This window comes from Microbacterium sp. OR21, from assembly GCF_047306785.1.
GTDB classification, from domain to species: Bacteria; Actinomycetota; Actinomycetes; order Actinomycetales; family Microbacteriaceae; genus Microbacterium; species Microbacterium esteraromaticum_E.
The window spans coordinates 759,145-778,708 of the sequence record NZ_JAZEXJ010000001.1 but is presented as its reverse complement, the minus strand read 5'-3'; the positions used below and the strand labels follow the sequence as shown (position 1 = coordinate 778,708).

The following is a 19,564-nucleotide window of genomic DNA, read 5'->3' as shown; positions in this document are numbered from 1 at the left end:
TCGCCGGTGGCCTCGCGCCCCTCGCCTCTCCCCGGCGTCAGACCTCCTGGTCGGCCTTGATCGGCACGGCGATCGACTCGGTCAGCGCCTGCTCGTAGCGCCGCTGACGCCGTCGCAGCCAGAGACCGCCGGCGACGAGCGCGGCGAGCACGATGTATGCGGTGGCCGCGAACGGCTGCGCGACCAGCGTCGACAGGTCGCCCTGGCTCAGCTGCAGCGCCTTGCGCAGGTACTCCTCACCCATCGGTCCCAGGATCATGCCCACGACGAGCGGGGCGACCGGGTATCCGTAACGACGCATGAAGTATCCGAGCACGCCGATGATGACGAGGATCAGGATGTCGACCACGGCGAAGTTGAGCGCGTAGGCGCCGAAGGCGGCGAACAGCAGGATGCCCGCATACAGATACGGCCGCGGGATCTGCAGCAGCTTCACCCACATACCCACCAGCGGCAGGTTGAGCACGATGAGGATGACGTTGCCCAGGTACAGGCTGGCCACCAGCGCCCACACCAGCGCGGGCTGGTTCTGGAACAGCTGCGGGCCGGGCTGCAGACCGTAGGCCTGGAACGCGACGAGGATGATCGCCGCGGTGGCGGTCGTCGGAAGGCCGAGAGTCAGCAGCGGCACGAGCACTCCGGCCGCCGCCGCGTTATTCGCCGCCTCCGGTCCCGCGACGCCCTCGATGGCACCCCGGCCGAATTCCTTCTTGTGCTTCGACAGCTTGCGCTCCGTCGCGTACGAGAGGAAGGTCGCGACGTCCGCGCCGCCGGCCGGGATCGTCCCGATCGGGAAGCCGATCGCCGTCCCGCGCAGCCACGGCTTCCACGAGCGCTTCCAGTCGTCTCTCGTCATCCAGCTGCGCCAGCCGCCGGTGACCGGGATCACGTCGATGCCGCCGTGGCGCAGCCGGGCCGCGATGTAGAGGGTCTCGCCGACCGCGAACAGACCGACCGCGACGAGCACGATGTCGATGCCGTCCGACAGAGGCAGCAGTCCCAGCGTGTAGCGCTGCTGCGCAGTGAGGGTGTCGGTGCCCACGAGCCCGAGGAACAGTCCGACGCCCAGCGACGTCATGCCCCGCGGCACCGAGCTGCCGATCAGCGCGCCGACGGTGACGAACGCGATGACGATGAGCGCGACGTAGTCGGCGGGGCCGAGGTTCACCGCGAACTGGGCGAGCACGGGGGCGAGCAGGGTGAGGCCGACGGTCGCGATGGTGCCAGCGATGAAGGAGCCGATCGCGGCCGTCGCCAGCGCGGCGGCACCGCGCCCGAGCTTGGCCATCCGGTTGCCCTCGATCGCGGTCACGATGGAGGCCGATTCGCCCGGAGTGTTGAGCAGGATGCTCGTGGTCGAGCCCCCGTACATCCCGCCGTAGTAGATGCCGGCGAACGTGATCAGCGCCGCCGTCGGGTCGAGCGTGTAGGTCAGCGGCAGCAGCAGCGCCACCGTCATCGCCGGGCCGATGCCCGGCAGCACGCCCACCGCGGTGCCGATCAGCACGCCGAAGAACGCGAACACGAGATACTGCGGCTGCAGAGCCGTCCCGAAGCCCTCGAGAAGAAGCGTCCAGCTGTCCATCAGAACATCCCTCCCAGCCATCCGAGTGCAGGACCCCACGGCAGCGACAGGCCCATCAGCCCGCCGAACACGACCTGCACGACGATGCCGAGCGCGAGTCCGATCACGAACGCGAGCCACCAGCGCTTCGCGCCCAGCGACCAGGCGACGACGCCGAACAGCACGGCGGCCGCCGGCGCCCAGCCGATCACGTCGATGAGCAGCAGGTGAGCGACGACCGCTCCGACGATCTTCGCGAGCGTCAGCCAGTCGGTTCCGGCGTCAGGATCGATGTCCTCGCCCTCCTCGACCTCCGCGCGGTTGCCGCGAAGCACCGAGACGAGCACAGCGGCAGCCGAGCCGAGCAGGACGATCGACACGAAGATCGGGAAGACGGTCGGTCCGACCTTGACTCCCACCGGAACGTGGATGGTGAAGGCGCCGACGAGCGCGAAGACGCCGAGGCCGAGCATGAGGAGGGCGAAGACGAGTTCGCCGACGGGAACCCGCGGGGCGGGCCGAGTCGCCTCGGCCCGCCCGCTCGCCCCGAGGACCGGAGCATCCATGTCAGATCAGTCCGATGTTCTTCAGGGTCCCAGTCACGTCCGTGATGCTCTCGTCGAGGAAGGAGTCGAACTCGTCTCCGGTGAGGAAGGCATCCGCCCATCCCTTCGTCTCCAGCTCCGACGCCCACGCGTCGGAGTCGTGCATCTCGGTGACGATGCGCTCGAGCTCGTCGCGGTCGGCCTCGGAGATGTCACCGGGTGCGACGACACCGCGCCAGTTGGTCAGCACGACGTCGTACCCGGCATCCGTGATCGTCGGCACGTCCGCCAGCGACTCGACCGGCTCAGCGGAGGAGACGGCGAGGGCGCGCATCGAGCCGTCCTCGATGTACTGCAGGAACTCGCCGACGCCCGAGATGCCCGCCGCGACCTTGTTGCCGACGAGCAGCGAGACCGCCTCGCCACCTCCCGAGTTGGGTGTGTAGTTCAGCTTCGACGGGATCTCGGCGCCGTCGACGCCCGCAGCCTCGAGCAGCAGGCCCGCGAGGATGTGGTCCGCGCCGCCCGCGGAACCCCCGGTGACGGTGACGTCCTGCCCCTTGTCGACGATGTCCTCGACGAGGTCCTCGAGGGTGTCGTATTTCGAGTTCTCGGGAACGACGACCACCAGCGGCTCGTCGGTCAGGCGTGCGATCGGAGTGGTGTCCTCGAGGCGAGCGGCAGACGCGTTCGTCTCGATCGCGCCGACCATCACGAGCCCCATGACCATGAGGGTCGCCGGGTCCTTCTCGTTCGCCAACTGCGCCAGTCCGATGGTGCCGCCTGCGCCGCCCACGTTCGTGACCGCGGCGGATCCGACGATGTCACCACCGGTGAGCACCTGCGACATGGCGCGCCCGGTCTGATCCCACCCGCCACCGGGATCGGCGGGCACGATGATCGAGACGTCGGTGAAGGAGGACGCCTCGCCCTTCCCCTCCGAGCCTGTCGATGTGGCGGTGTTCGATGACGAGCATCCGGCGAGTGCGAGGGCCGCCACCGCGGCGACGGCGATCAGTGCAGTGCGTGTCTTCTTCATGCGCTCCTCCTTGAGCGGTGTGGGGATGCTGGTAACCGTATGCACCGGACCGAGGCCGGATCTGCTTCCGAAATCATTGGTCGGGCTTTCGAAACTATTGGTCTCGGATGCCCCGCCGGCGGTGCTTCCGCTGCTCGCGCGGGCGGGGAGAATGGCTGAGTGGCCTCGAGGATGATGCGCGCGTCGCAGATGACGCACAGCGGGATGACGTTGCGCGTGCAGCTGATCCTGCTGCAGGCTCTCATCGTCTCGGTGGTGACGCTGATCGCCGGAGTGACGGCCGGGATCATCCAGGCGCACACGATTCGCGATGCCTACGAGGACCGCATGCTCGCGGTGGCCCAGTCGATCGCGTCGATGCCGGTCGTGCTCGACGCGTTCGACGACGCTGACCCATCGGCGACAGTGCAGCCCCTCGCCGAGACCATCCGCCGGGCATCCGATCTCACGTACGTCGTGGTCGCCGACGTGAACGGCATCCGCTTCTCGCACCCGAATCCGGAGCGGATCGGGCAGAAGGTCTCGACCGACGCCTCGGTGCCGCTCTCGGGCGAGATCTACATGGGAACGCAGACAGGCACGCTCGGTCCGTCGTGGCGGGTGAAGGTGCCGGTGTTCGACGGCTCCGAGGTGATCGGCACGGTCTCGGTCGGCATCCTCGAATCGCAGGGCACAGGTGAATTCGTCGGCACTCTCGCGTGGATCATCGGCGCGATGCTGGCGGCGGTCGTGCTCGGGATCTTCGGCTCAGCGTGGGTGACATCGGTGATCAGACGGCGCATCCACCTGCTCGAGCCGCACCAGATCACCGCCCTCGTGCGCAACCAGGAGACGACGCTGCACGGCCTCAGCGAGGGCGTGATCACGGTCGACGCGTCGGGCACAATCACCCTCGCGAACGACGCGGCAGCTCGTCTGCTGGGGGCGGATGCCGGTGAGCTGACCGGCGCGAGGGCTGCGGACGTGCTCGACGACGAGCTGCTCGCCGTGCTGCGCGACGGCGAGGACGCCGGCCGTCCGGTGATCGTGGGCAGTCACGTGCTGGTGGCCCGCGGCACCGGCGCGCGTCTCGACGGCGAAGCGGTCGATGCCACCCTGCTGCTGCGCGATCACACCGAGCTGCACGATGTCGTGCGCCGCGTCGAGGCCGCGGACGCCATCATCGCCTTCCGTCGCCGTGCCGGCCTTCCCAAGGGGCTCAGCTCGGAGACCCTCGACCGCGTCGTCGCCGCGCTGGACGAGCACCCCGACGCGTCAGCCGCCGAGCTCGGCGAGGCGCTCGGGATGTCGAGGGTGAGCGCCCGACGCTACCTCGAGCACCTGGCCAGCACCGGACGCGCCGTGCGCACGCTGGATTACTCGACCAAGGGCCGGCCGGGTACGCGTTATCGGATCATCGAGGCGGCCCAGGGCGTGCGGGACTGACCGACGGGCACCGCCGGTGCTCTGATGCGAAGAAGCCCGCCACCCTTCCGGGTGGCGGGCTTCCTCATGCAGAGCGAAGGCTTACTCCGACTTCTCCTCGGCGGGAGCCTCGGTGGTCTCCTCAGCCGACTCGACCGGAGCCTCGGTGGTCTCCTCGACGGGAGCCTCCTCGGCCTTCTCGGCCTTGGGGGCCTCGGTCTTGGCTGCGGGCTTCGCGGCCTTCTTCTTCGGGGTGACGGGCTCGAGGACGAGCTCGATCACGGCCATGGGCGCGTTGTCGCCCTTGCGGTTGCCGACCTTCGTGATGCGGGTGTAGCCACCCTGACGGTCGGCGACCAGCGGTGCGATCTCGTTGAACAGCACGTGCGCGGCGTCCTTGTTGGAACGCAGCACGGTGAGCGCACGACGACGCGCGTGCAGGTCGCCGCGCTTGCCGAGCGTGATCAGGCGCTCGGCGAGCGGACGCAGGCGCTTCGCCTTGGTCTCGGTCGTCTTGATCGACTTGTGGGTGAAGAGCGCGGCCGCGAGGTTCGCGAGAAGAAGGCGCTCGTGTGCGGGGCCGCCTCCGAGGCGGGGACCCTTGGTGGGCTTGGGCATAATCGTCTAGCTCCTGGTCAGAAAGATGTCGGGTTTCAGAAGGACTCGTCTTCGCCTGCGCTGTAGAAGTGGGCGCCGTCGAAACCGGGCACCGAATCCTTCAGCGACAGACCGAGCGAGACGAGCTTGTCGCGCACCTCGTCGACCGACTTCTGTCCGAAATTGCGGATGTTCATCAGCTGCGTCTCGGAGAGGGCCACCAGCTCCGAGACGGTGTTGATGCCCTCGCGCTTGAGGCAGTTGTACGAGCGCACCGACAGATCGAGGTCCTCGATCGGCATGGAGAGCTCGCTGGAGAGCGCAGCCTCGACCGGCGCGGGGCCGATCTCGATGCCCTCGGCCTCGACGTTCAGCTCGCGGGCGAGGCCGAACAGCTCGGTGAGGGTCTTCGCTGCGGATGCGACGGCGTCACGCGGGAGGATCGAGGACTTGGTCTCGACATCCAGCACGAGCTTGTCGAAGTCGGTGCGCTCACCGGCACGGGTGGCGTCGACGCGGTAGCTGACCTTCAGCACCGGCGAGTAGATCGAGTCGACCGGGATCTGGCCGGCCTCGGCGTACTCGTTGCGGTTCTGAGCTGCCGAGACGTAGCCGCGGCCGCGCTCGATGGTCAGCTCGAGCTCGAAGCGAGCGGTGTCGTTGAGCGTCGCGATGACCAGGTCGGGGTTGTGCACCTCGACACCCGCCGGAGCGGAGATGTCGGCCGCGGTGACCTCGCCGGCGCCCGTCTTGCGCAGGTACGCGGTGATGGGCTCGTCGCGCTCGCTGGAGACGACCAGCTGCTTGATGTTGAGGATGATCTCGGTGACGTCCTCCTTCACACCGGGGATCGTGCTGAACTCGTGCAGCACGCCGTCGATGCGAATGGTGGTGACCGATGCGCCGGGGATCGACGAGAGCAGGCTGCGACGCAGCGCGTTGCCGATCGTGTATCCGAATCCGGGCTCCAGCGGCTCGATGACGAACCGGCTGCGGTTCTCGGAGATCTTCTCCTCGGTGAGAGTGGGACGCTGTGCGATGAGCACTATGTGTTCCTTTCGATCACATGCCCGCTATATGACATGTGTGGGGTGAGGTCTGAAGTTGTGGGGAATCTGGGGGCGAGTCTGCCCTTCCCGGGCCCGTGCGGGCTCAGGAAGGGCAGACTGCGAGATCAGACGCGGCGGCGCTTCGGCGGACGGCAGCCGTTGTGCGCCTGAGGCGTGACGTCCTGGATGGACCCCACCTCGAGGCCGGCGGCCTGCAGCGAGCGGATCGCGGTCTCGCGGCCCGAGCCCGGACCCTTCACGAAGACGTCGACCTTCTTGACGCCGTGCTCCGCTGCCTGGCGCGCAGCGGACTCCGCTGCCATGCCGGCGGCGTACGGCGTCGACTTGCGGGAGCCCTTGAAGCCCACGCCACCCGACGAGGCCCAGCTGATGACAGCGCCGGACGGGTCGGTGATCGAGACGATGGTGTTGTTGAACGTCGACTTGATGTGGGCCTGGCCCAGCGCGATGTTCTTCTTTTCCTTGCGGCGCGGCTTGCGCGCGGCGGCCTTGGGTGCAGCCATGAAAGTGTTCTCCTATTCCCTGGCCGCTTAGCGGGCCTTCTTCTTGCCGGCGACGGTGCGCTTCGGGCCCTTGCGGGTACGCGCGTTGGTCTTGGTGCGCTGACCGCGGACCGGAAGGCCGCGACGGTGGCGCAGACCCTCGTAGGAGCCGATCTCGACCTTGCGGCGGATGTCGGCGGCGACCTCGCGGCGCAGGTCACCCTCCACCTTGTAGTTGCCCTCGATGTGGTCGCGCAGTGCGACGAGCTGCTCGTCGGTGAGGTCCTTGACGCGGATCGACTCGTCGATCTCGGTCGCCTTGAGGATCTCGACGGAGCGGGTGCGGCCGATGCCGTAGATGTAGGTGAGGGCGATCACCACGCGCTTGTCGCGCGGGATGTCAACGCCGGCAAGACGTGCCATGCGGTTCTCCTGGAGTGTTGTGGAGGTGTGGAGCAGCATCCGGTCCCGGGCCTCCGCCCCGAGGTGTCCCCCGCTCGCGCGGGTTCCGATGCTGCCTTATGTCTTTATTGAGTTGTGAAGCGGGGTGTGACCCTGCTCAGCCCTGGCGCTGCTTGTGACGCGGGTTCGACTTGCAGATGACCATGACGCGACCGTGACGACGGATCACGCGGCAGTGGTCGCAGATGGGCTTGACGCTGGGGTTGACCTTCATGATGTTTCCTGTTCGCTGTCTTCACCGGGCAGGCCGAAGGGCCTGAGGTGTTACTTCTCGACCGATCAGCGGTAGCGGTAGACGATGCGGCCGCGGGTCAGGTCGTAGGGCGAGAGCTCCACGACCACGCGGTCCTCGGGGATGATGCGGATGTAGTTCTGCCGCATCTTTCCGGAGATCGTCGCCAGAACCTTGTGTCCATTGCTGAGCTCAACGCGGAACATCGCGTTGGGCAGAGCCTCGGACACGACGCCCTCGATCTCGATGACACCGTCTTTCTTAGCCATAGCCTCGCTGACGCTTCTGCAGACCGGTCGATCTGCGGTGGATGGGTGATGAGTGTGATGCCGCCCGTTCGGACACGCCGGAACGAGGCGCAAGGCACCAAAGATCTATGGTAGACCCTCGACGCCCGTGCGCCAAATGGAGTGCTCCCCGATCAGGGCAGGACCTTCGGCAGCTCGGTGTTGATGTCTGCGATGTCGAGGCGCTTGCCGTTGATCTCGACCGTGGGCGTGCCCTTGATCTCGTGCGCCTGCGCCTGGGCGGCGCCGTACTTGAGGTAGGTGCCCTCGTCGATGCAGCTCGCCGCCTTGTCGGCGCCGACCTGCTCTGCGAGCTGCTTGAGCTGATCGTCGGTGAGCCCCGTCGACCCCTCCGCAGGCTGATTCGCGAACAGGGTGTTCAGGTACTCGAGCGCCTTGTCGGAGTTGTTCTCGGCGACGCAGTACATGGCCGCGGCCGAGCGCGACGAGTAGTTCGTGCCCTGCGAGAGGTGGTCGAGGATCGCGATTGGGTGGATCTCGAGCGTGAGGTCGTCGGATGCCGCGGCATCCTGAAGCTGCTGGCCGTATGCCTGCTCGAACGAGTTGCACGCGGGGCACATGAAGTCGACGTAGGTCGAGACGACGTCCTCGCCCTCGCCGAACGTGATGGCACCGGTCTCGGAGTTGATGATGTCGCCCTTCGGCGCCGGTCCCGCATCGGTCGCCTGGTTGTTCAGCCAGACGACGACCGCGCCGAGCGCGACCAGCACGACGACGACGGCGATGGAGATTCCGATGGCAAACCAGTTGGGCTTGCTCTGGGCGTGGGCCATGACAGTCCGATCTTCAGCACGAAAAGGTCGCACCCATTCTGCCCCGCGCACGCTATGCCTGCCATGTGAACCCTCGGCTCAGCATCCGGCCGCCCTTCCGGTCGCCGCCCGCCCGCGTGCCCTCCGACGCCGCCCGCGAGACTTACCCTCCAGCACGAGACAGGCGTCTATGAGCGCCGTCTGATGCTGGAGCGGAAGTCTCGCGGGTTTCCACATGGGGAGGTTCGCGACTGGCTTTCCACCGAAAGCGGGAATGCGACGGATGCTCGCATCGCGCACTGCGTTGGATGGGCGAATGCTGCTGTTGATCGAACGTGCCATCGTCACCTCCCCTATTCCGCTGATCACGCGATCGGAGGCGCGGATGCTCGGGATCACGCTGCGCGCCTCGACCCACGTGCGACTGCGGCGGGGCATATACGCCCCGAAGCAGGCGTTCCTGAGGTTGAAGCCGTGGCAGCGCTACGCGGCTCGGGTGCACGCCTTCGCCCGCAGCAGGCCGGATGCCGTACTGTGCCTCGAATCTGCAGCGGTGCTGCACGGGATGCCGGTGTTCGGGCATCCGCGCGACATTCACGTGTTCGACCCCGATCTCAGGACCTCGCAGCGCAGCGGAGACGTGTGCGTGCACACCAGCGCCGATCCGCGTGAGCTCGCCGTGGTCGCCGGCGTGCAGGTGACGTCGCTGCTCGACACTGCCGTCGACCTCGCCCGGGTGCTGCAGCCGGCGCGAGCTCTCGCCGTCGTAGACAGTGCGATCTCGCCCGCGCAGGGTGGATCGCTGTCGGTCAGCGACATCATGGCTCGCAGCAGGAGCCAGAACGGTTCGCGCGGCCGGGCCATGCTCGGCTGGGTATGTGGGCGAGCAGACCCTCGAGCAGAGTCCCCGTCGGAGAGTGTGAGCCGGGCGGTCATCGAGTGGAGCGGATTCGAGGAGCCGGAGTTGCAGCGTGAGTTCCATTACGACGGAAGCGATGACCGGGTCGACTTTCACTTCCCTTCCACCCGAGTGGTCGGAGAAGCTGACGGCTGGGGCAAGTATCACCTTGACGACGCCGACGAAGCGGCCGAGCGGCTCAAGGCCGAGAAGCGCCGCGAGAACAGGCTCCGGCGGCACGGGCATCCGGTCGCACGGTGGGAGCTGGCGGACGCCTGGAGGGTCGATCCGCTCGTTGGCGCGCTGCGCGCAGCAGGGCTGCGTCCACAGCATCCGGTGCAGCCGGAGATGCTCGCCTCGCTCTCAGACCGCCGTCGCGACCGTCTCCCGTCTCACCCGAGTTCAACCCGCGAGACTTCCGTTCGGGCACGAGACGGAGTTCAATGAACGCCGTCTCGTGCTGGAAGAGAAGTCTCGCGGAGAAGGGAGCGATACCGGCGGCCGCGCCGGCATGGCGGCGGCCGGGCCGCGGGAGCGGCGGCCGCGTCAGGCGATCGGGACGGGCGTGACGCCGAAAGGCGCCAGGCCGGCGGCACCGCCGTCGGGCGCGGTCAGCACCCAGATGCCGCCGTCGTGGCGGGCGACGCTGTGCTCCCAGTGTGCGCCGTCGGAGCCATCGGTCGTCGAAACCGTCCAGTCGTCGTCCTCGACGAACGTCGCCTCTCCGCCGGCGGTGACCATCGGCTCGATGGCGAGCACGAGTCCGGGACGCACCTCTGCGCCGGGATCGGGCGTGCGGTAGTTGAAGACGCTCGGCGCCTCGTGCATCTTGCGTCCGATGCCGTGCCCGACGTACTCGCGCAGGATGCCGTAGCTCTCCCCCGTCACGGCCGACGGGCCCTGCGCCTCGATGTAGTCCTGGATGGCCGCGCCGAGATCGCCGAGGTGCGGAGCGGATGCCATGGCGGCGATGCCCGCCCACATCGATCCCTCGGTGACCCGGGAGAGCTCCCCGCGGCGGGCGACCAGGTCGGGACGGGACTCGTCGGGCACCACGAAGGTGACCGCGCTGTCGCCGTTCCAGCCCTTGAACTGGGCCCCGCAGTCGATCGAGACGATGTCGCCGGGCTCGAGCACCCGATCCCCGGGGATCCCGTGCACGACCTGCTCGTTCACCGAGATGCACGTGGTGTGACGGTACCCGCGCACGAGCTGGAAGTTCGACTCTGCGCCGCGGCCGATGATGGTGCGCTCTGCCACGGCATCCAGTTCCGCCGTCGTCACGCCGGCGCGCACCAGGGGGCGCACCGCGTCGAGAGCCGCGGCGGTGATCAGCCCGGGCTCGATCATCGAGCGCAGCTGTGCAGGGGTCTTGTAGATCGACTTGCGGAACATCGAGGGGTCAGACCAGCTGCCCGATGCCACGTGCGGCGAGGGCGGCGGAGATGCGGCCGGTGATCTCGTCGAGCGATCCGACGCCGTCGATGCGGTCGACGATGCCACGCCCTTCGTACAGCGAGACGATCGGAGCCGTCTCGTGCTCGTAGATGTCGAGTCGGTGCGCGATGGCCTCGTCGGTGTCGTCCGAGCGCCCCTGCTCCACAGCGCGAAGGCTGAGCCGCGCGATGCTCTCATCGCGCGGCACGTCGAGCAGGATCACCGCGTCGAGCGCCGCGTCGTTCTCGCCCAGGAAGGAGTCGAGGTGGTGCACCTGCGTGGTGTTGCGGGGGTAGCCGTCGAGCAGGAAGCCGCCCTGCGCGTCGTCCTGCGACAGCCGGTCGCGGACGATCTCGCTGGTCAGCTCGTCGGGCACCAGGTCGCCCGCGTCGAGGATCGCGGTGACCTTCTGGCCGAGCTCGGTGCCCTCTTTGATGTTGGCGCGGAAGATGTCGCCGGTCGAGACGACCGGGATGCCCAGCGCCTCGGCGACGCGGATGCCCTGGGTGCCCTTGCCGGATCCCTGCGGGCCGACGATGAGAAGACGTGCGGAGGTCATCGGAGGAGCCCTTCGTAGTGGCGCTGCTGCAGCTGCGCGTCGATCTGCTTCACCGTCTCGAGACCGACACCCACGATGATGAGGATCGAGGCGCCGCCGAACGGGAAGTTCTGGTTGGCCTGCACCGTCGCCAGGGCGACCAGCGGGATGAGGGCCACGAGACCCAGGTAGAGCGAGCCGGGGAACGTGATGCGCGTGATCACGTAATCGAGGTACTCGGCCGTCGGCCGCCCGGCGCGGATGCCGGGGATGAACCCGCCGTACTTCTTCATGTTGTCGGCGACCTCGACCGGGTTGAACGTGATCGCGACGTAGAAGTAGGTGAAGCCGATAATCAGCAGGAAGTACACGAGCATGTACAGCGGTTGGTCGCCGGTTGCCATGTTCGCGAGGATCCACGCCACCCAGGCGGGCGGCTCGCTGCCGTCGGCGGGGGTGTTGAACTGCGCGATCAGCATCGGCACGTACAGCAGCGAGGAGGCGAAGATGATCGGGATGACGCCCGCCATGTTGACCTTGATCGGGATATACGTGTTGGTGCCGCCGTAGGTGCGCCGGCCGACCATGCGCTTGGCGTACTGCACCGGCACGCGTCGCTGCGACTGCTCGACGTAGACGATGAGCGACATCACGACGATGCCGATGAGCATCACCAGCAGGAAGGTCTCGAAGCCCTTGGCCTCCCAGATCGCCCACATGGAGCCGGGGAAGGTGGCGGCGATCGAGGTGAAGATGAGCAGCGACATGCCGTTGCCGATGCCGCGCTCGGTGACGAGCTCGGCCATCCACATGATCAGGCCGGTGCCTGCGGTCATGGCGATGATGATGAGCGCCTGTGCCCACCACACGTCATTGGTCAGAAGGGTGTTGCAGGCGGCGACGTCGGTCTGGCCGAACAGCTGGCCGCTGCGCGCGACGGTCACCACGGTCGCGGACTGCAGCAGTGCGAGTGCGATCGTGAGGTAGCGCGTGTACTGGGTGAGCTTGCTCTGACCCGCCTGGCCCTCCTGGTGGAGCGACTCGAAGTGCGGGATGACGACGCGCAGCAGCTGGGTGATGATCGTCGCGGTGATGTAGGGCATGACGCCGAGGGCGAAGATCGACAGCTGCAGCAGTGCACCGCCGGAGAAGAGGTTGACCAGTCCGAGCAGACCGTCGGTGCCGGCGTTGGCCGCGAGGCACTGCTCGACGTTCGGGAAGTTCACGAACGGAGCCGGCACATTCGAGCCCAGACGGTACAGAGCGATGATGCCGATGGTGAAAAGGATCTTCTGCCGCAGGTCAGGCGTGCGGAAGATTCGCGCGATGGCGCTAAACAAGGGCGTTCCTCCTGAAGGGGTTGCCGAACATCGAAGGACGGCCGAAAGTCCAGGGTAACGCACAGGAGGGGCCGGAGAATCTCCGACCCCTCCCAGCGTTCACAGCGGGTGGCTCAGTTGACCGAACCACCGGCGGCGACGATCTTCTGCTCGGCGCTGCCCGAGACCTTGTCGACCGACACGGTCAGCTTGACCGAGATGTCGCCGTCGCCGAGGACCTTGACCTTCTCGTTCTTGCGCACGGCACCCTTGGCGACCAGGTCGCTGACGGTGACGTCTCCACCCTGGGGGTAGAGCTCCGCGAGCTTGGCCAGGTTCACGACCTGGTACTCGACGCGGAACGGGTTCTTGAACCCGCGCAGCTTCGGGGTGCGCATGTGCAGCGGCATCTGCCCACCCTCGAAGCCGGCGCGCACGGTGTTGCGCGCCTTGGTGCCCTTGGTTCCACGACCGGCGGTCTTGCCCTTCGAGCCCTCACCGCGACCGACACGGGTCTTGGCGGTGTGAGCGCCCGGGACGGGACGCAGGTGGTGCACCTTCAGGACCGACGGACGCGCGGCCGGAGCCTCGGCGTCCTTCTTGGCCGGAGCCTTCTTGTCGGCGGCCTTGGCCGGCGCTGCCTTCGCCGCGGCGGGCTTCTTGGCGGCAGCCGGCTTCTTGGCGGCGGTCTTCGGGGCCTTCTCGGCCTCGACGGTTTCGTTCTTCTCAGCCATTAGTCGATCTCCTCAACCTTGACGAGGTGCGCGACGGCGCGGACGTAGCCGCGGGTCTGAGCGTCGTCGGGACGAACGACCGAGTCGCCGATCCGCTTGAGACCGAGCGAACGCAGCGTGTCGCGCTGGTTCTGCTTCTCGCTCACCTTGGACTTGATCTGCGTGACCTTGAGGCGCTCAGCCATCAGGCACCTACCTTCTGCGCGGCGGCGGCAGCAGCGGCCTTCGCCTCGTTGCGGATGATGATCTCCGGCACGACGGCGTCGTAGTCGAGACCACGACGAGCGGCGACGGCGCGCGGCTCCTCGAGACCCTGCAGGGCCTCGACCGTGGCGTGCACGATGTTGATCGTGTTCGACGAGCCGAGCGACTTCGACAGCACATCGTGGATGCCGGCGCACTCGAGCACGGCGCGTACCGGACCACCGGCGATGACACCGGTACCGGCAGCGGCCGGACGAAGCAGCACGACACCGGCTGCGGCCTCACCCTGCACGGGGTGCGGGATGGTCGAGCCGACGCGCGGGACGCGGAAGAAGTTGCGCTTGGCCTCTTCGACGCCCTTCGAGATGGCCAGGGGCACCTCGCGGGCCTTGCCGTAGCCGACGCCGACCAGACCGTTGCCGTCACCGACGACCACGAGCGCGGTGAAGCTGAAGCGACGACCACCCTTCACGACCTTCGAGACGCGGTTGATGGTGACGACGCGCTCGAGGAACTGGTTGTCACCGCGGTCGCGCGAGTTGCGGTCGCGGCTCTGGCCGCGGTCGCGGCCGCCACGGCGGTTGTCGCGCTGCTCGCGCTGCGGCTCGGCCTGAGCCTGAGCCTCGGCAGGAGCGGTTTCGGTCACTTCGTTCTCCTTGTTGTCACTCACAGTGCCAGACCCCCTTCGCGGGCGCCGTCGGCGATGGCTGCGACACGACCGGCGTAGCGGTTGCCGCCACGGTCGAACACTGCCTCGGAAACGCCGGCGGCCTTCGCGCGCTCGGCGACGAGCTCGCCGACCTTGCGGGCCTTGGCGGTCTTGTCACCGTCGAAGGAGCGCAGTTCGGTCTCGAGCGTGGAAGCGGATGCCACCGTGTGGCCCTTGGCGTCGTCGACGAGCTGCACGAACACGTGGCGCGCGGAGCGGTTGACGACGAGCCGCGGGCGGACGTCGGTGCCGACGATCTTCTTGCGAAGACGTGCGTGGCGACGCGCGCGGGCGGCGGACTTGGACTTGACAGCCATGGTTACTTACCAGCCTTTCCGGCCTTGCGACGCACGACCTCGCCGGCGTAGCGCACACCCTTGCCCTTGTACGGCTCGGGCTTGCGGATCTTGCGGATGTTGGCAGCGGCCTCGCCGACAGCCTGCTTGTCGATGCCACTCACGGTCACCTTGTTGGTGCCCTCGACCGTCAGGGTGATGCCTGCGGGCGGGTCGACCAGGACCGGGTGCGAGAAGCCGAGGGCGAACTCGATCGAGTTGCCCTTCTGCTGCACGCGGTAACCGGTGCCGACGACCTCGAGGCCCTTGGTGTAGCCCTGGGTGACGCCGATGATGTTGTTGTTGATGAGGGTGCGGGTCAGTCCGTGCAGCGAACGCGACTCGCGCTCGTCGTCGGGGCGGGTGACCAGAACCTGGTTCTCCTCGACCGTGACCTCGATGGGGTTGGCCAGGGTGAGCGACAGCTCGCCCTTGGGGCCCTTGACTGCGACCTCGCGGCCGTCGACCGAGACGGTCACGCCCGAGGGGATGTCGATGGGAAGTCGTCCGATACGCGACATGTCAGATCACCACACGTAGGCGAGAACTTCTCCGCCCACGCCCTTCTGCTCAGCCTGACGGTCGGTGAGAAGACCGGAGGAGGTGGACAGGATGGCAACGCCGAGGCCACCGAGGACCTTGGGCAGCTCGGTCGACTTCGCGTACACGCGGAGACCGGGCTTCGACACGCGCTTGATGCCGGCGATGGAGCGCTCACGGTTGGGACCGTACTTGAGCGAGAGGGTGAGGTTGCTGCCGACGCGGGCGTCGGTCACCTCGAAGCCGGCGATGTAGCCCTCCTGCTGGAGGATCTCGGCGATGTTCGTCTTGAGCTTGCTCGACGGCATGGTCACGGAGTCGTGGTGCGCCGAGTTCGCGTTGCGCAGACGGGTCAGCATGTCTGCGACCGGGTCTGTCATCGTCATATCTGGTTTCCTTCGATCATGAGGTTCCGGCTGCCGTTACACGACAGACGGCCTTCGATGAGAGTCGCGCCCGAGCGGACGCACAATCTTCAATTGTACGGGATGTGGGGAGGGACGCTGTGCAGCATCCCTCCCCACTCTCTCCGCTTACGCCGGGGCGTCGGCGGCCTTGAACGGGAAGCCGAGCGCGCGCAGGAGTGCGCGACCCTCGTCGTCCGTCTTGGCCGTGGTCACCACGGTGATGTCGAAGCCGCGGACGCGGTCGATCTTGTCCTGGTCGATCTCGTGGAACACGCTCTGCTCCTGGAGACCGAAGGTGTAGTTGCCGTTGCCGTCGAACTGGTCGGCCGACAGACCGCGGAAGTCGCGGATGCGCGGCAGAGCCAGGTTGACGAGGCGGTCGACGAACTCCCAGGCGCGGTCACCGCGGAGGGTGACGTGCGCACCGATGGCCTGGCCCTCGCGCAGCTTGAACTGCGCGATGGACTTGCGGGCCTTGGTGACGATGGGCTTCTGACCGGTGATCTTGGTGAGATCGTCGATCGCACCCTCGATCACCTTGGAGTCACGAGCCGCCTCACCGACACCGGTGTTGACGACGACCTTGACCAGGCCGGGGATCTGCATGACGTTCGCGTAGCCGAACTGCTCCTGCAGAGCCTTCTTGATCTCGGTGTTGTACTTCTGCTTCAGGCGAGGCTGGGTCTTGCCAGTCTCAGCAGCAGTTGCCGTAGCCATCAGAGGTCCTTACCTGACTTCTTCGCGTAGCGCACGCGGACCGTGCGCTTCACGCCGTCCTTGACCTGCTCCTCGACGCGGTGGCCGACGCGGGTCGGCTTCTTGGTCGAGGGGTCGACGAGAGCGACGTTGGAGATGTGGATCGGGGCCTCGACGGTCTCGATGCCACCGGTCTTGGTGCCGCGCTGGGTCTGGCCGACACGGGTGTGGCGGGAGACGTAGTTCACGCCCTCCACGACGACGCGGTTCTGCTCGACGAGGACCTCGAGGACCTTGCCCTGCTTGCCGCGGTCGCCGCCCTTGTCCTGCTTGCGGCCGCTGATGACCTGAACCAGGTCACCCTTCTTGATTTTCGCCATGATCAGATGACCTCCGGGGCGAGCGAGACGATCTTCATGAACTTCTTGTCGCGAAGCTCACGACCGACCGGTCCGAAGATGCGGGTGCCGCGGGGCTCCCCGTCGTTCTTCAGGATGACGGCGGCGTTCTCGTCGAACTTGATGTACGAACCGTCGGCACGACGCGTCGACTTGACGGTGCGGACGATGACGGCCTTGACCACATCGCCCTTCTTGACGTTGCCGCCGGGGATCGCGTCCTTGACGGTCGCGACGATGGTGTCGCCCAGGCCGGCGTAACGGCGGCTGGAACCACCGAGGACGCGGATCGTGAGCAGCTCCTTGGCGCCGGTGTTGTCGGCGACCTTGACGCGGGACTCGGTCTGGATCACTTTGCCTTCTCCAGGATCTCCACCAGGCGCCAGCGCTTCGTGGCGCTCAGCGGGCGGGTCTCGTTGATGAGAACGAGATCGCCGATGCCGGCGGTGTTGTTCTCGTCGTGCGCCTTGACCTTCGAGGTGACGCGGATGACCTTGCCGTAAAGCGGGTGCTTCACGCGGTCCTCGACCTCGACGACGATGGTCTTGTCCATCTTGTCGCTGACGACGTAGCCGCGGCGGGCCTTGCGGTAGCCACGCGCGTCCGCGTCGCGGACGTCGTGCTCGCCGTGCTCGACGGCGTCAGCAGCCTTCTTCTCAGCCATTACTCGGCCTCCTCCTTCGGCGCCTCAGCCTCGTCGGCCTTCTTCGCCTTCGCCTTGGACGCCTTCTTGGCCGGAGCCTCGACCGGAGCGGGCGTCGCACGGATGCCCAGCTCGCGCTCGCGGATCACGGTGTAAAGGCGCGCGATGTCGCGCTTGACGGCGCGGATGCGGCCGTGGCTCTCCAACTGGCCGGTGGCCGACTGGAAACGGAGGTTGAACAGCTCCTCCTTGGCCTTGCGCAGCTCCTCGACGAGGCGCTGGTCTTCGAACGTGTCGAGCTCGCTCGGTGCGAGCTCCTTGGTGCCGATCGCCATTACGCGTCGCCCTCCTCGCGCTTGATGATGCGTGCCTTGAGCGGCAGCTTGTGAATGGCCCGGGTGAGCGCCTCGCGTGCGAGCTGCTCGTTCACGCCCGCGACCTCGAAGAGGACACGGCCCGGCTTGACGTTGGCGACCCACCACTCGGGCGAGCCCTTACCCGAACCCATGCGGGTCTCAGCGGGCTTCTTGGTGAGCGGGCGGTCGGGGTAGATGTTGATCCACACCTTTCCACCACGCTTGATGTGACGGGTCATCGCGATACGAGCGGACTCGATCTGACGGTTGGTCACGTAGGCGGGGGTCAGCGCCTGGATGCCGAACTCACCGAACGACACCTTGGTGCCACCGGTCGCCTGGCCCGAGCGCTTCGGGTGGTGCTGCTTGCGGTACTTGACCTTGCGAGGGATAAGCATCAGGCAGACGCTCCTTCTGCGACGGGAGCCTCGTTGCGACGGTCACCGCGGTCGCCACGGGGGCCACGACGGTCGCCACGCTCGCGCGAAGGCTTCTGGTTGGCCTGCTCGCGGGCAAGCTCCTTGTTGGTGAGGTCGCCCTTGTAGATCCAGACCTTCACGCCGATGCGGCCGAAGGTGGTCTTCGCCTCGTAGAAGCCGTAGTCGATGTTCGCGCGCAGCGTGTGCAGCGGCACACGACCCTCGCGGTAGAACTCCGAGCGGCTCATCTCCGCGCCGCCGAGGCGGCCGGAGACCTGGATGCGGATGCCCTTGGCGCCGGCGCGCTGAGCGCCCTGCAGACCCTTGCGCATCGCACGGCGGAACGCCACGCGAGCGGAGAGCTGCTCGGCGATGCCCTGCGCGACGAGCTGAGCGTCGGCCTCGGGGTTCTTGACCTCGAGGATGTTCAGCTGGATCTGCTTGCCGGTGAGCTTCTCGAGGTCGCCGCGGATGCGCTCGGCCTCGGCGCCGCGGCGGCCGATGACGATGCCCGGACGTGCGGTGTGGATGTCCACACGCACGCGGTCACGGGTGCGCTCGATCTCGATGTTCGAGACACCGGCGCGGTCCAGCTGCGTCTGCAGCAGGCGACGGATCTTGATGTCCTCGGCGACGTAGTCGGCGTAACGCTGGCCCGGCTTCGTCGAGTCCGAGAACCAACGCGACACGTGGTCCGTGGTGATGCCGAGGCGGAAGCCGTACGGGTTGACCTTCTGGCCCATTACTTGCTCGCCTTCTTCGTCTTGGCCGCCGGTGCGGTCGCCTCAGCGACCTCCGGGGTGGCCAGCACGACCGTGATGTGGCTCGTGCGCTTCTTGATCTGCGAGGCACGACCCTGAGCACGGGGGCGGAAGCGCTTGAGCGTCGTGCCCTCGTCGACGTACGCGTTCTTCACGTACAGGTCCTGCTCGTCCAGGAATTCGCCGTCACGGTCGGCCTTGACCGACGCGTTGGCGATGGCGGAGTGCACGAGCTTGTAGATCGGCTCGCTGGCACCCTGCGGTGCGAACTTCAGAATGGCCAGTGCTTCCTGCGCCTGCTTGCCCTTGATGAGCGCGACGACACGACGAGCCTTCTGAGGGGTCACGCGGATGTGCTTGACGCGTGCGATGGATTCCACCATGGTTCTCCTCCTCTGTTTCTGTCCAGAGCGTCACCGCGTCAGCGGCGACGGCCCTTCTTGTCGTCCTTCTCGTGGCCGCGGAAGGTGCGGGTGGGCGCGAACTCGCCCAGCTTGTGGCCGACCATGGTCTCGGTCACGAACACGGGGATGTGCTTGCGACCGTCGTGCACGGCGATGGTGTGTCCCAGCATCGCCGGGATGATCATCGATCGACGCGACCAGGTCTTGATGACGTTCTTCGTACCGGACTCGTTCTGTCCGACCACCTTGCGAAGCAGGTGCTCGTCGACGAAGGGGCCCTTCTTGAGACTGCGTGGCATCTTCCTCTACTC

Annotated in this window: 30 protein-coding genes; 2 read left to right on the top strand and 28 right to left on the bottom strand. The window is 67.1% G+C overall.

The genetic code is table 11. The features are described from left to right. Positions 1 to 37: 37 nt before the first annotated feature. The 3 genes from V2S04_RS03815 to V2S04_RS03805 are packed head-to-tail and all read right to left on the bottom strand — an operon-like array spanning position 38 to position 3,148. Positions 38 to 1,585 (bottom strand): tripartite tricarboxylate transporter permease, encoded by a 1,548-nt coding sequence (locus V2S04_RS03815; protein WP_363503241.1) that lies wholly within the window; start codon positions 1,583 to 1,585, stop codon positions 38 to 40. After that, positions 1,585 to 2,130, bottom strand: a complete 546-nt coding sequence (locus tag V2S04_RS03810; protein ID WP_413637144.1) for a tripartite tricarboxylate transporter TctB family protein — start codon at positions 2,128 to 2,130, stop codon at positions 1,585 to 1,587. The genes V2S04_RS03815 and V2S04_RS03810 overlap by 1 nt, the downstream gene beginning before the upstream one ends. Position 2,131: 1 nt before the next feature. After that, a complete protein-coding gene (locus V2S04_RS03805) occupies positions 2,132 to 3,148 on the bottom strand; it encodes a Bug family tripartite tricarboxylate transporter substrate binding protein (protein ID WP_413637143.1) in 1,017 nt (338 codons plus the stop codon). A gap of 159 nt (positions 3,149 to 3,307) precedes the next feature. On the opposite strand from V2S04_RS03805, the gene V2S04_RS03800 reads away from it, so the two are divergent. Then, positions 3,308 to 4,573, top strand: coding sequence for a PAS domain-containing protein (locus V2S04_RS03800; RefSeq protein WP_413637142.1), 1,266 nt, complete (start codon positions 3,308 to 3,310; stop codon positions 4,571 to 4,573). 81 nt (positions 4,574 to 4,654) lie between these two features. Here V2S04_RS03800 and rplQ read toward each other — a convergent pair whose 3' ends face one another. The 7 genes from rplQ to V2S04_RS03765 all read right to left on the bottom strand — a co-directional run bounded on the left by rplQ (position 4,655) and on the right by V2S04_RS03765 (position 8,476). Then, entirely contained in the window at positions 4,655 to 5,170 is a 516-nt protein-coding gene (rplQ, locus tag V2S04_RS03795; protein ID WP_413637141.1) for a 50S ribosomal protein L17, read from the bottom strand. A 35-nt stretch (positions 5,171 to 5,205) separates the two neighbouring features. Then, positions 5,206 to 6,195, bottom strand: a complete 990-nt coding sequence (locus V2S04_RS03790) for a DNA-directed RNA polymerase subunit alpha (RefSeq protein WP_099196938.1) — start codon at positions 6,193 to 6,195, stop codon at positions 5,206 to 5,208. Between the two features lie 128 nt (positions 6,196 to 6,323). After that, positions 6,324 to 6,722 (bottom strand): 30S ribosomal protein S11, encoded by a 399-nt coding sequence (rpsK, locus tag V2S04_RS03785; protein WP_071644012.1) that lies wholly within the window; start codon positions 6,720 to 6,722, stop codon positions 6,324 to 6,326. A 27-nt stretch (positions 6,723 to 6,749) separates the two neighbouring features. Continuing rightward, positions 6,750 to 7,124: a 30S ribosomal protein S13 gene (gene rpsM, locus V2S04_RS03780; RefSeq protein WP_099196937.1), complete on the bottom strand. Its 375-nt coding sequence runs from the start codon at positions 7,122 to 7,124 to the stop codon at positions 6,750 to 6,752. Positions 7,125 to 7,260: 136 nt separating this feature from the next. Next, entirely contained in the window at positions 7,261 to 7,377 is a 117-nt protein-coding gene (rpmJ, locus tag V2S04_RS03775) for a 50S ribosomal protein L36 (protein ID WP_071644008.1), read from the bottom strand. 65 nt (positions 7,378 to 7,442) lie between these two features. Then, positions 7,443 to 7,664: a translation initiation factor IF-1 gene (infA, locus tag V2S04_RS03770; protein WP_018171468.1), complete on the bottom strand. Its 222-nt coding sequence runs from the start codon at positions 7,662 to 7,664 to the stop codon at positions 7,443 to 7,445. A gap of 152 nt (positions 7,665 to 7,816) precedes the next feature. Further along, positions 7,817 to 8,476, bottom strand: a complete 660-nt coding sequence (locus V2S04_RS03765) for a DsbA family protein (RefSeq protein WP_413637140.1) — start codon at positions 8,474 to 8,476, stop codon at positions 7,817 to 7,819. A gap of 295 nt (positions 8,477 to 8,771) precedes the next feature. On the opposite strand from V2S04_RS03765, the gene V2S04_RS03760 reads away from it, so the two are divergent. Beyond that, on the top strand, positions 8,772 to 9,800 hold the full coding sequence (locus tag V2S04_RS03760) for a hypothetical protein (protein WP_413637139.1): 1,029 nt from the start codon (positions 8,772 to 8,774) through the stop codon (positions 9,798 to 9,800). A gap of 99 nt (positions 9,801 to 9,899) precedes the next feature. Here V2S04_RS03760 and map read toward each other — a convergent pair whose 3' ends face one another. The 18 genes from map to rpsS form a co-directional block, all read right to left on the bottom strand. Continuing rightward, the gene (gene map, locus V2S04_RS03755; protein ID WP_413637280.1) at positions 9,900 to 10,748 is read right to left on the bottom strand and encodes a type I methionyl aminopeptidase; all 849 of its coding nucleotides are present in this window, start codon (positions 10,746 to 10,748) and stop codon (positions 9,900 to 9,902) included. A gap of 7 nt (positions 10,749 to 10,755) precedes the next feature. After that, the gene (locus V2S04_RS03750) at positions 10,756 to 11,349 is read right to left on the bottom strand and encodes an adenylate kinase (RefSeq protein WP_413637138.1); all 594 of its coding nucleotides are present in this window, start codon (positions 11,347 to 11,349) and stop codon (positions 10,756 to 10,758) included. Beyond that, positions 11,346 to 12,668, bottom strand: a complete 1,323-nt coding sequence (secY, locus tag V2S04_RS03745) for a preprotein translocase subunit SecY (protein WP_413637137.1) — start codon at positions 12,666 to 12,668, stop codon at positions 11,346 to 11,348. Before secY ends, V2S04_RS03750 begins: the two co-directional genes overlap by 4 nt. Positions 12,669 to 12,781: 113 nt before the next feature. Beyond that, positions 12,782 to 13,381 (bottom strand): 50S ribosomal protein L15, encoded by a 600-nt coding sequence (rplO, locus tag V2S04_RS03740; RefSeq protein ID WP_099194608.1) that lies wholly within the window; start codon positions 13,379 to 13,381, stop codon positions 12,782 to 12,784. Next, a complete protein-coding gene (gene rpmD, locus V2S04_RS03735) occupies positions 13,381 to 13,566 on the bottom strand; it encodes a 50S ribosomal protein L30 (RefSeq protein ID WP_071640253.1) in 186 nt (61 codons plus the stop codon). The genes rplO and rpmD overlap by 1 nt, the downstream gene beginning before the upstream one ends. After that, positions 13,566 to 14,255 carry a 30S ribosomal protein S5 gene (gene rpsE / locus V2S04_RS03730; protein ID WP_099194607.1) on the bottom strand — a complete coding sequence of 230 codons (690 nt, stop codon included), beginning with the start codon at positions 14,253 to 14,255 and terminating at the stop codon, positions 13,566 to 13,568. The genes rpmD and rpsE overlap by 1 nt, the downstream gene beginning before the upstream one ends. Beyond that, on the bottom strand, positions 14,252 to 14,611 hold the full coding sequence (gene rplR / locus V2S04_RS03725) for a 50S ribosomal protein L18 (RefSeq protein ID WP_340086223.1): 360 nt from the start codon (positions 14,609 to 14,611) through the stop codon (positions 14,252 to 14,254). Before rplR ends, rpsE begins: the two co-directional genes overlap by 4 nt. Before the next feature lie 2 nt (positions 14,612 to 14,613). Then, positions 14,614 to 15,150 carry a 50S ribosomal protein L6 gene (gene rplF, locus V2S04_RS03720; protein WP_099194605.1) on the bottom strand — a complete coding sequence of 179 codons (537 nt, stop codon included), beginning with the start codon at positions 15,148 to 15,150 and terminating at the stop codon, positions 14,614 to 14,616. 6 nt (positions 15,151 to 15,156) lie between these two features. Further along, on the bottom strand, positions 15,157 to 15,555 hold the full coding sequence (gene rpsH / locus V2S04_RS03715) for a 30S ribosomal protein S8 (protein ID WP_071640261.1): 399 nt from the start codon (positions 15,553 to 15,555) through the stop codon (positions 15,157 to 15,159). Between the two features lie 147 nt (positions 15,556 to 15,702). After that, entirely contained in the window at positions 15,703 to 16,293 is a 591-nt protein-coding gene (gene rplE / locus V2S04_RS03710) for a 50S ribosomal protein L5 (protein WP_071640263.1), read from the bottom strand. After that, positions 16,293 to 16,652 (bottom strand): 50S ribosomal protein L24, encoded by a 360-nt coding sequence (gene rplX, locus V2S04_RS03705; RefSeq protein WP_363503271.1) that lies wholly within the window; start codon positions 16,650 to 16,652, stop codon positions 16,293 to 16,295. Before rplX ends, rplE begins: the two co-directional genes overlap by 1 nt. A gap of 2 nt (positions 16,653 to 16,654) precedes the next feature. Continuing rightward, positions 16,655 to 17,023, bottom strand: a complete 369-nt coding sequence (gene rplN, locus V2S04_RS03700) for a 50S ribosomal protein L14 (RefSeq protein WP_099194602.1) — start codon at positions 17,021 to 17,023, stop codon at positions 16,655 to 16,657. Then, positions 17,020 to 17,334, bottom strand: a complete 315-nt coding sequence (rpsQ, locus tag V2S04_RS03695; RefSeq protein ID WP_099194601.1) for a 30S ribosomal protein S17 — start codon at positions 17,332 to 17,334, stop codon at positions 17,020 to 17,022. The genes rplN and rpsQ overlap by 4 nt, the downstream gene beginning before the upstream one ends. Continuing rightward, positions 17,334 to 17,648 carry a 50S ribosomal protein L29 gene (rpmC, locus tag V2S04_RS03690; protein WP_071640272.1) on the bottom strand — a complete coding sequence of 105 codons (315 nt, stop codon included), beginning with the start codon at positions 17,646 to 17,648 and terminating at the stop codon, positions 17,334 to 17,336. The genes rpsQ and rpmC overlap by 1 nt, the downstream gene beginning before the upstream one ends. After that, on the bottom strand, positions 17,648 to 18,067 hold the full coding sequence (gene rplP, locus V2S04_RS03685) for a 50S ribosomal protein L16 (protein ID WP_099194600.1): 420 nt from the start codon (positions 18,065 to 18,067) through the stop codon (positions 17,648 to 17,650). Before rplP ends, rpmC begins: the two co-directional genes overlap by 1 nt. After that, positions 18,067 to 18,831 (bottom strand): 30S ribosomal protein S3, encoded by a 765-nt coding sequence (rpsC, locus tag V2S04_RS03680; protein ID WP_071640276.1) that lies wholly within the window; start codon positions 18,829 to 18,831, stop codon positions 18,067 to 18,069. Before rpsC ends, rplP begins: the two co-directional genes overlap by 1 nt. Then, positions 18,831 to 19,232 (bottom strand): 50S ribosomal protein L22, encoded by a 402-nt coding sequence (rplV, locus tag V2S04_RS03675; RefSeq protein ID WP_099194599.1) that lies wholly within the window; start codon positions 19,230 to 19,232, stop codon positions 18,831 to 18,833. The genes rpsC and rplV overlap by 1 nt, the downstream gene beginning before the upstream one ends. A gap of 38 nt (positions 19,233 to 19,270) precedes the next feature. Continuing rightward, positions 19,271 to 19,552, bottom strand: coding sequence for a 30S ribosomal protein S19 (gene rpsS / locus V2S04_RS03670; RefSeq protein WP_071640280.1), 282 nt, complete (start codon positions 19,550 to 19,552; stop codon positions 19,271 to 19,273). Positions 19,553 to 19,564 lie beyond the last annotated feature (12 nt).

Excerpts from the sequence above, each read along its gene's own strand:
- rplR (WP_340086223.1), bottom strand. The coding sequence starts at position 14,611 with ATGGCTGTCAAGTCCAAGTCCGCCGCCCGCGCGCGTCGCCACGCACGT.
- V2S04_RS03750 (WP_413637138.1), bottom strand. The coding sequence starts at position 11,349 with ATGACCTCCGCACGTCTTCTCATCGTCGGCCCGCAGGGATCCGGCAAG.
- V2S04_RS03765 (WP_413637140.1), bottom strand. The coding sequence starts at position 8,476 with ATGGCCCACGCCCAGAGCAAGCCCAACTGGTTTGCCATCGGAATCTCC.
- V2S04_RS03815 (WP_363503241.1), bottom strand. The coding sequence starts at position 1,585 with ATGGACAGCTGGACGCTTCTTCTCGAGGGCTTCGGGACGGCTCTGCAG.
- rpsH (WP_071640261.1), bottom strand. The coding sequence starts at position 15,555 with ATGACGATGACAGACCCGGTCGCAGACATGCTGACCCGTCTGCGCAAC.
- rplX (WP_363503271.1), bottom strand. The coding sequence starts at position 16,652 with ATGGCGAAAATCAAGAAGGGTGACCTGGTTCAGGTCATCAGCGGCCGC.
- rpmJ (WP_071644008.1), bottom strand. The coding sequence starts at position 7,377 with ATGAAGGTCAACCCCAGCGTCAAGCCCATCTGCGACCACTGCCGCGTG.
- rplF (WP_099194605.1), bottom strand. The coding sequence starts at position 15,150 with ATGTCGCGTATCGGACGACTTCCCATCGACATCCCCTCGGGCGTGACC.
- rplP (WP_099194600.1), bottom strand. The coding sequence starts at position 18,067 with ATGCTTATCCCTCGCAAGGTCAAGTACCGCAAGCAGCACCACCCGAAG.
- rpsM (WP_099196937.1), bottom strand. The coding sequence starts at position 7,124 with ATGGCACGTCTTGCCGGCGTTGACATCCCGCGCGACAAGCGCGTGGTG.
- rplE (WP_071640263.1), bottom strand. The coding sequence starts at position 16,293 with ATGGCTACGGCAACTGCTGCTGAGACTGGCAAGACCCAGCCTCGCCTG.
- rpsS (WP_071640280.1), bottom strand. The coding sequence starts at position 19,552 with ATGCCACGCAGTCTCAAGAAGGGCCCCTTCGTCGACGAGCACCTGCTT.
- rplQ (WP_413637141.1), bottom strand. The coding sequence starts at position 5,170 with ATGCCCAAGCCCACCAAGGGTCCCCGCCTCGGAGGCGGCCCCGCACAC.
- rpmC (WP_071640272.1), bottom strand. The coding sequence starts at position 17,648 with ATGGCGATCGGCACCAAGGAGCTCGCACCGAGCGAGCTCGACACGTTC.
- V2S04_RS03760 (WP_413637139.1), top strand. The coding sequence starts at position 8,772 with ATGCTGCTGTTGATCGAACGTGCCATCGTCACCTCCCCTATTCCGCTG.
- rpsK (WP_071644012.1), bottom strand. The coding sequence starts at position 6,722 with ATGGCTGCACCCAAGGCCGCCGCGCGCAAGCCGCGCCGCAAGGAAAAG.
- map (WP_413637280.1), bottom strand. The coding sequence starts at position 10,748 with ATGTTCCGCAAGTCGATCTACAAGACCCCTGCACAGCTGCGCTCGATG.
- rpsC (WP_071640276.1), bottom strand. The coding sequence starts at position 18,831 with ATGGGCCAGAAGGTCAACCCGTACGGCTTCCGCCTCGGCATCACCACG.
- rpmD (WP_071640253.1), bottom strand. The coding sequence starts at position 13,566 with ATGGCTGAGCGCCTCAAGGTCACGCAGATCAAGTCCAAGGTGAGCGAG.
- V2S04_RS03805 (WP_413637143.1), bottom strand. The coding sequence starts at position 3,148 with ATGAAGAAGACACGCACTGCACTGATCGCCGTCGCCGCGGTGGCGGCC.
- rplV (WP_099194599.1), bottom strand. The coding sequence starts at position 19,232 with ATGGTGGAATCCATCGCACGCGTCAAGCACATCCGCGTGACCCCTCAG.
- rpsQ (WP_099194601.1), bottom strand. The coding sequence starts at position 17,334 with ATGGCTGAGAAGAAGGCTGCTGACGCCGTCGAGCACGGCGAGCACGAC.
- V2S04_RS03810 (WP_413637144.1), bottom strand. The coding sequence starts at position 2,130 with ATGGATGCTCCGGTCCTCGGGGCGAGCGGGCGGGCCGAGGCGACTCGG.
- rplO (WP_099194608.1), bottom strand. The coding sequence starts at position 13,381 with ATGGCTGAGAAGAACGAAACCGTCGAGGCCGAGAAGGCCCCGAAGACC.
- infA (WP_018171468.1), bottom strand. The coding sequence starts at position 7,664 with ATGGCTAAGAAAGACGGTGTCATCGAGATCGAGGGCGTCGTGTCCGAG.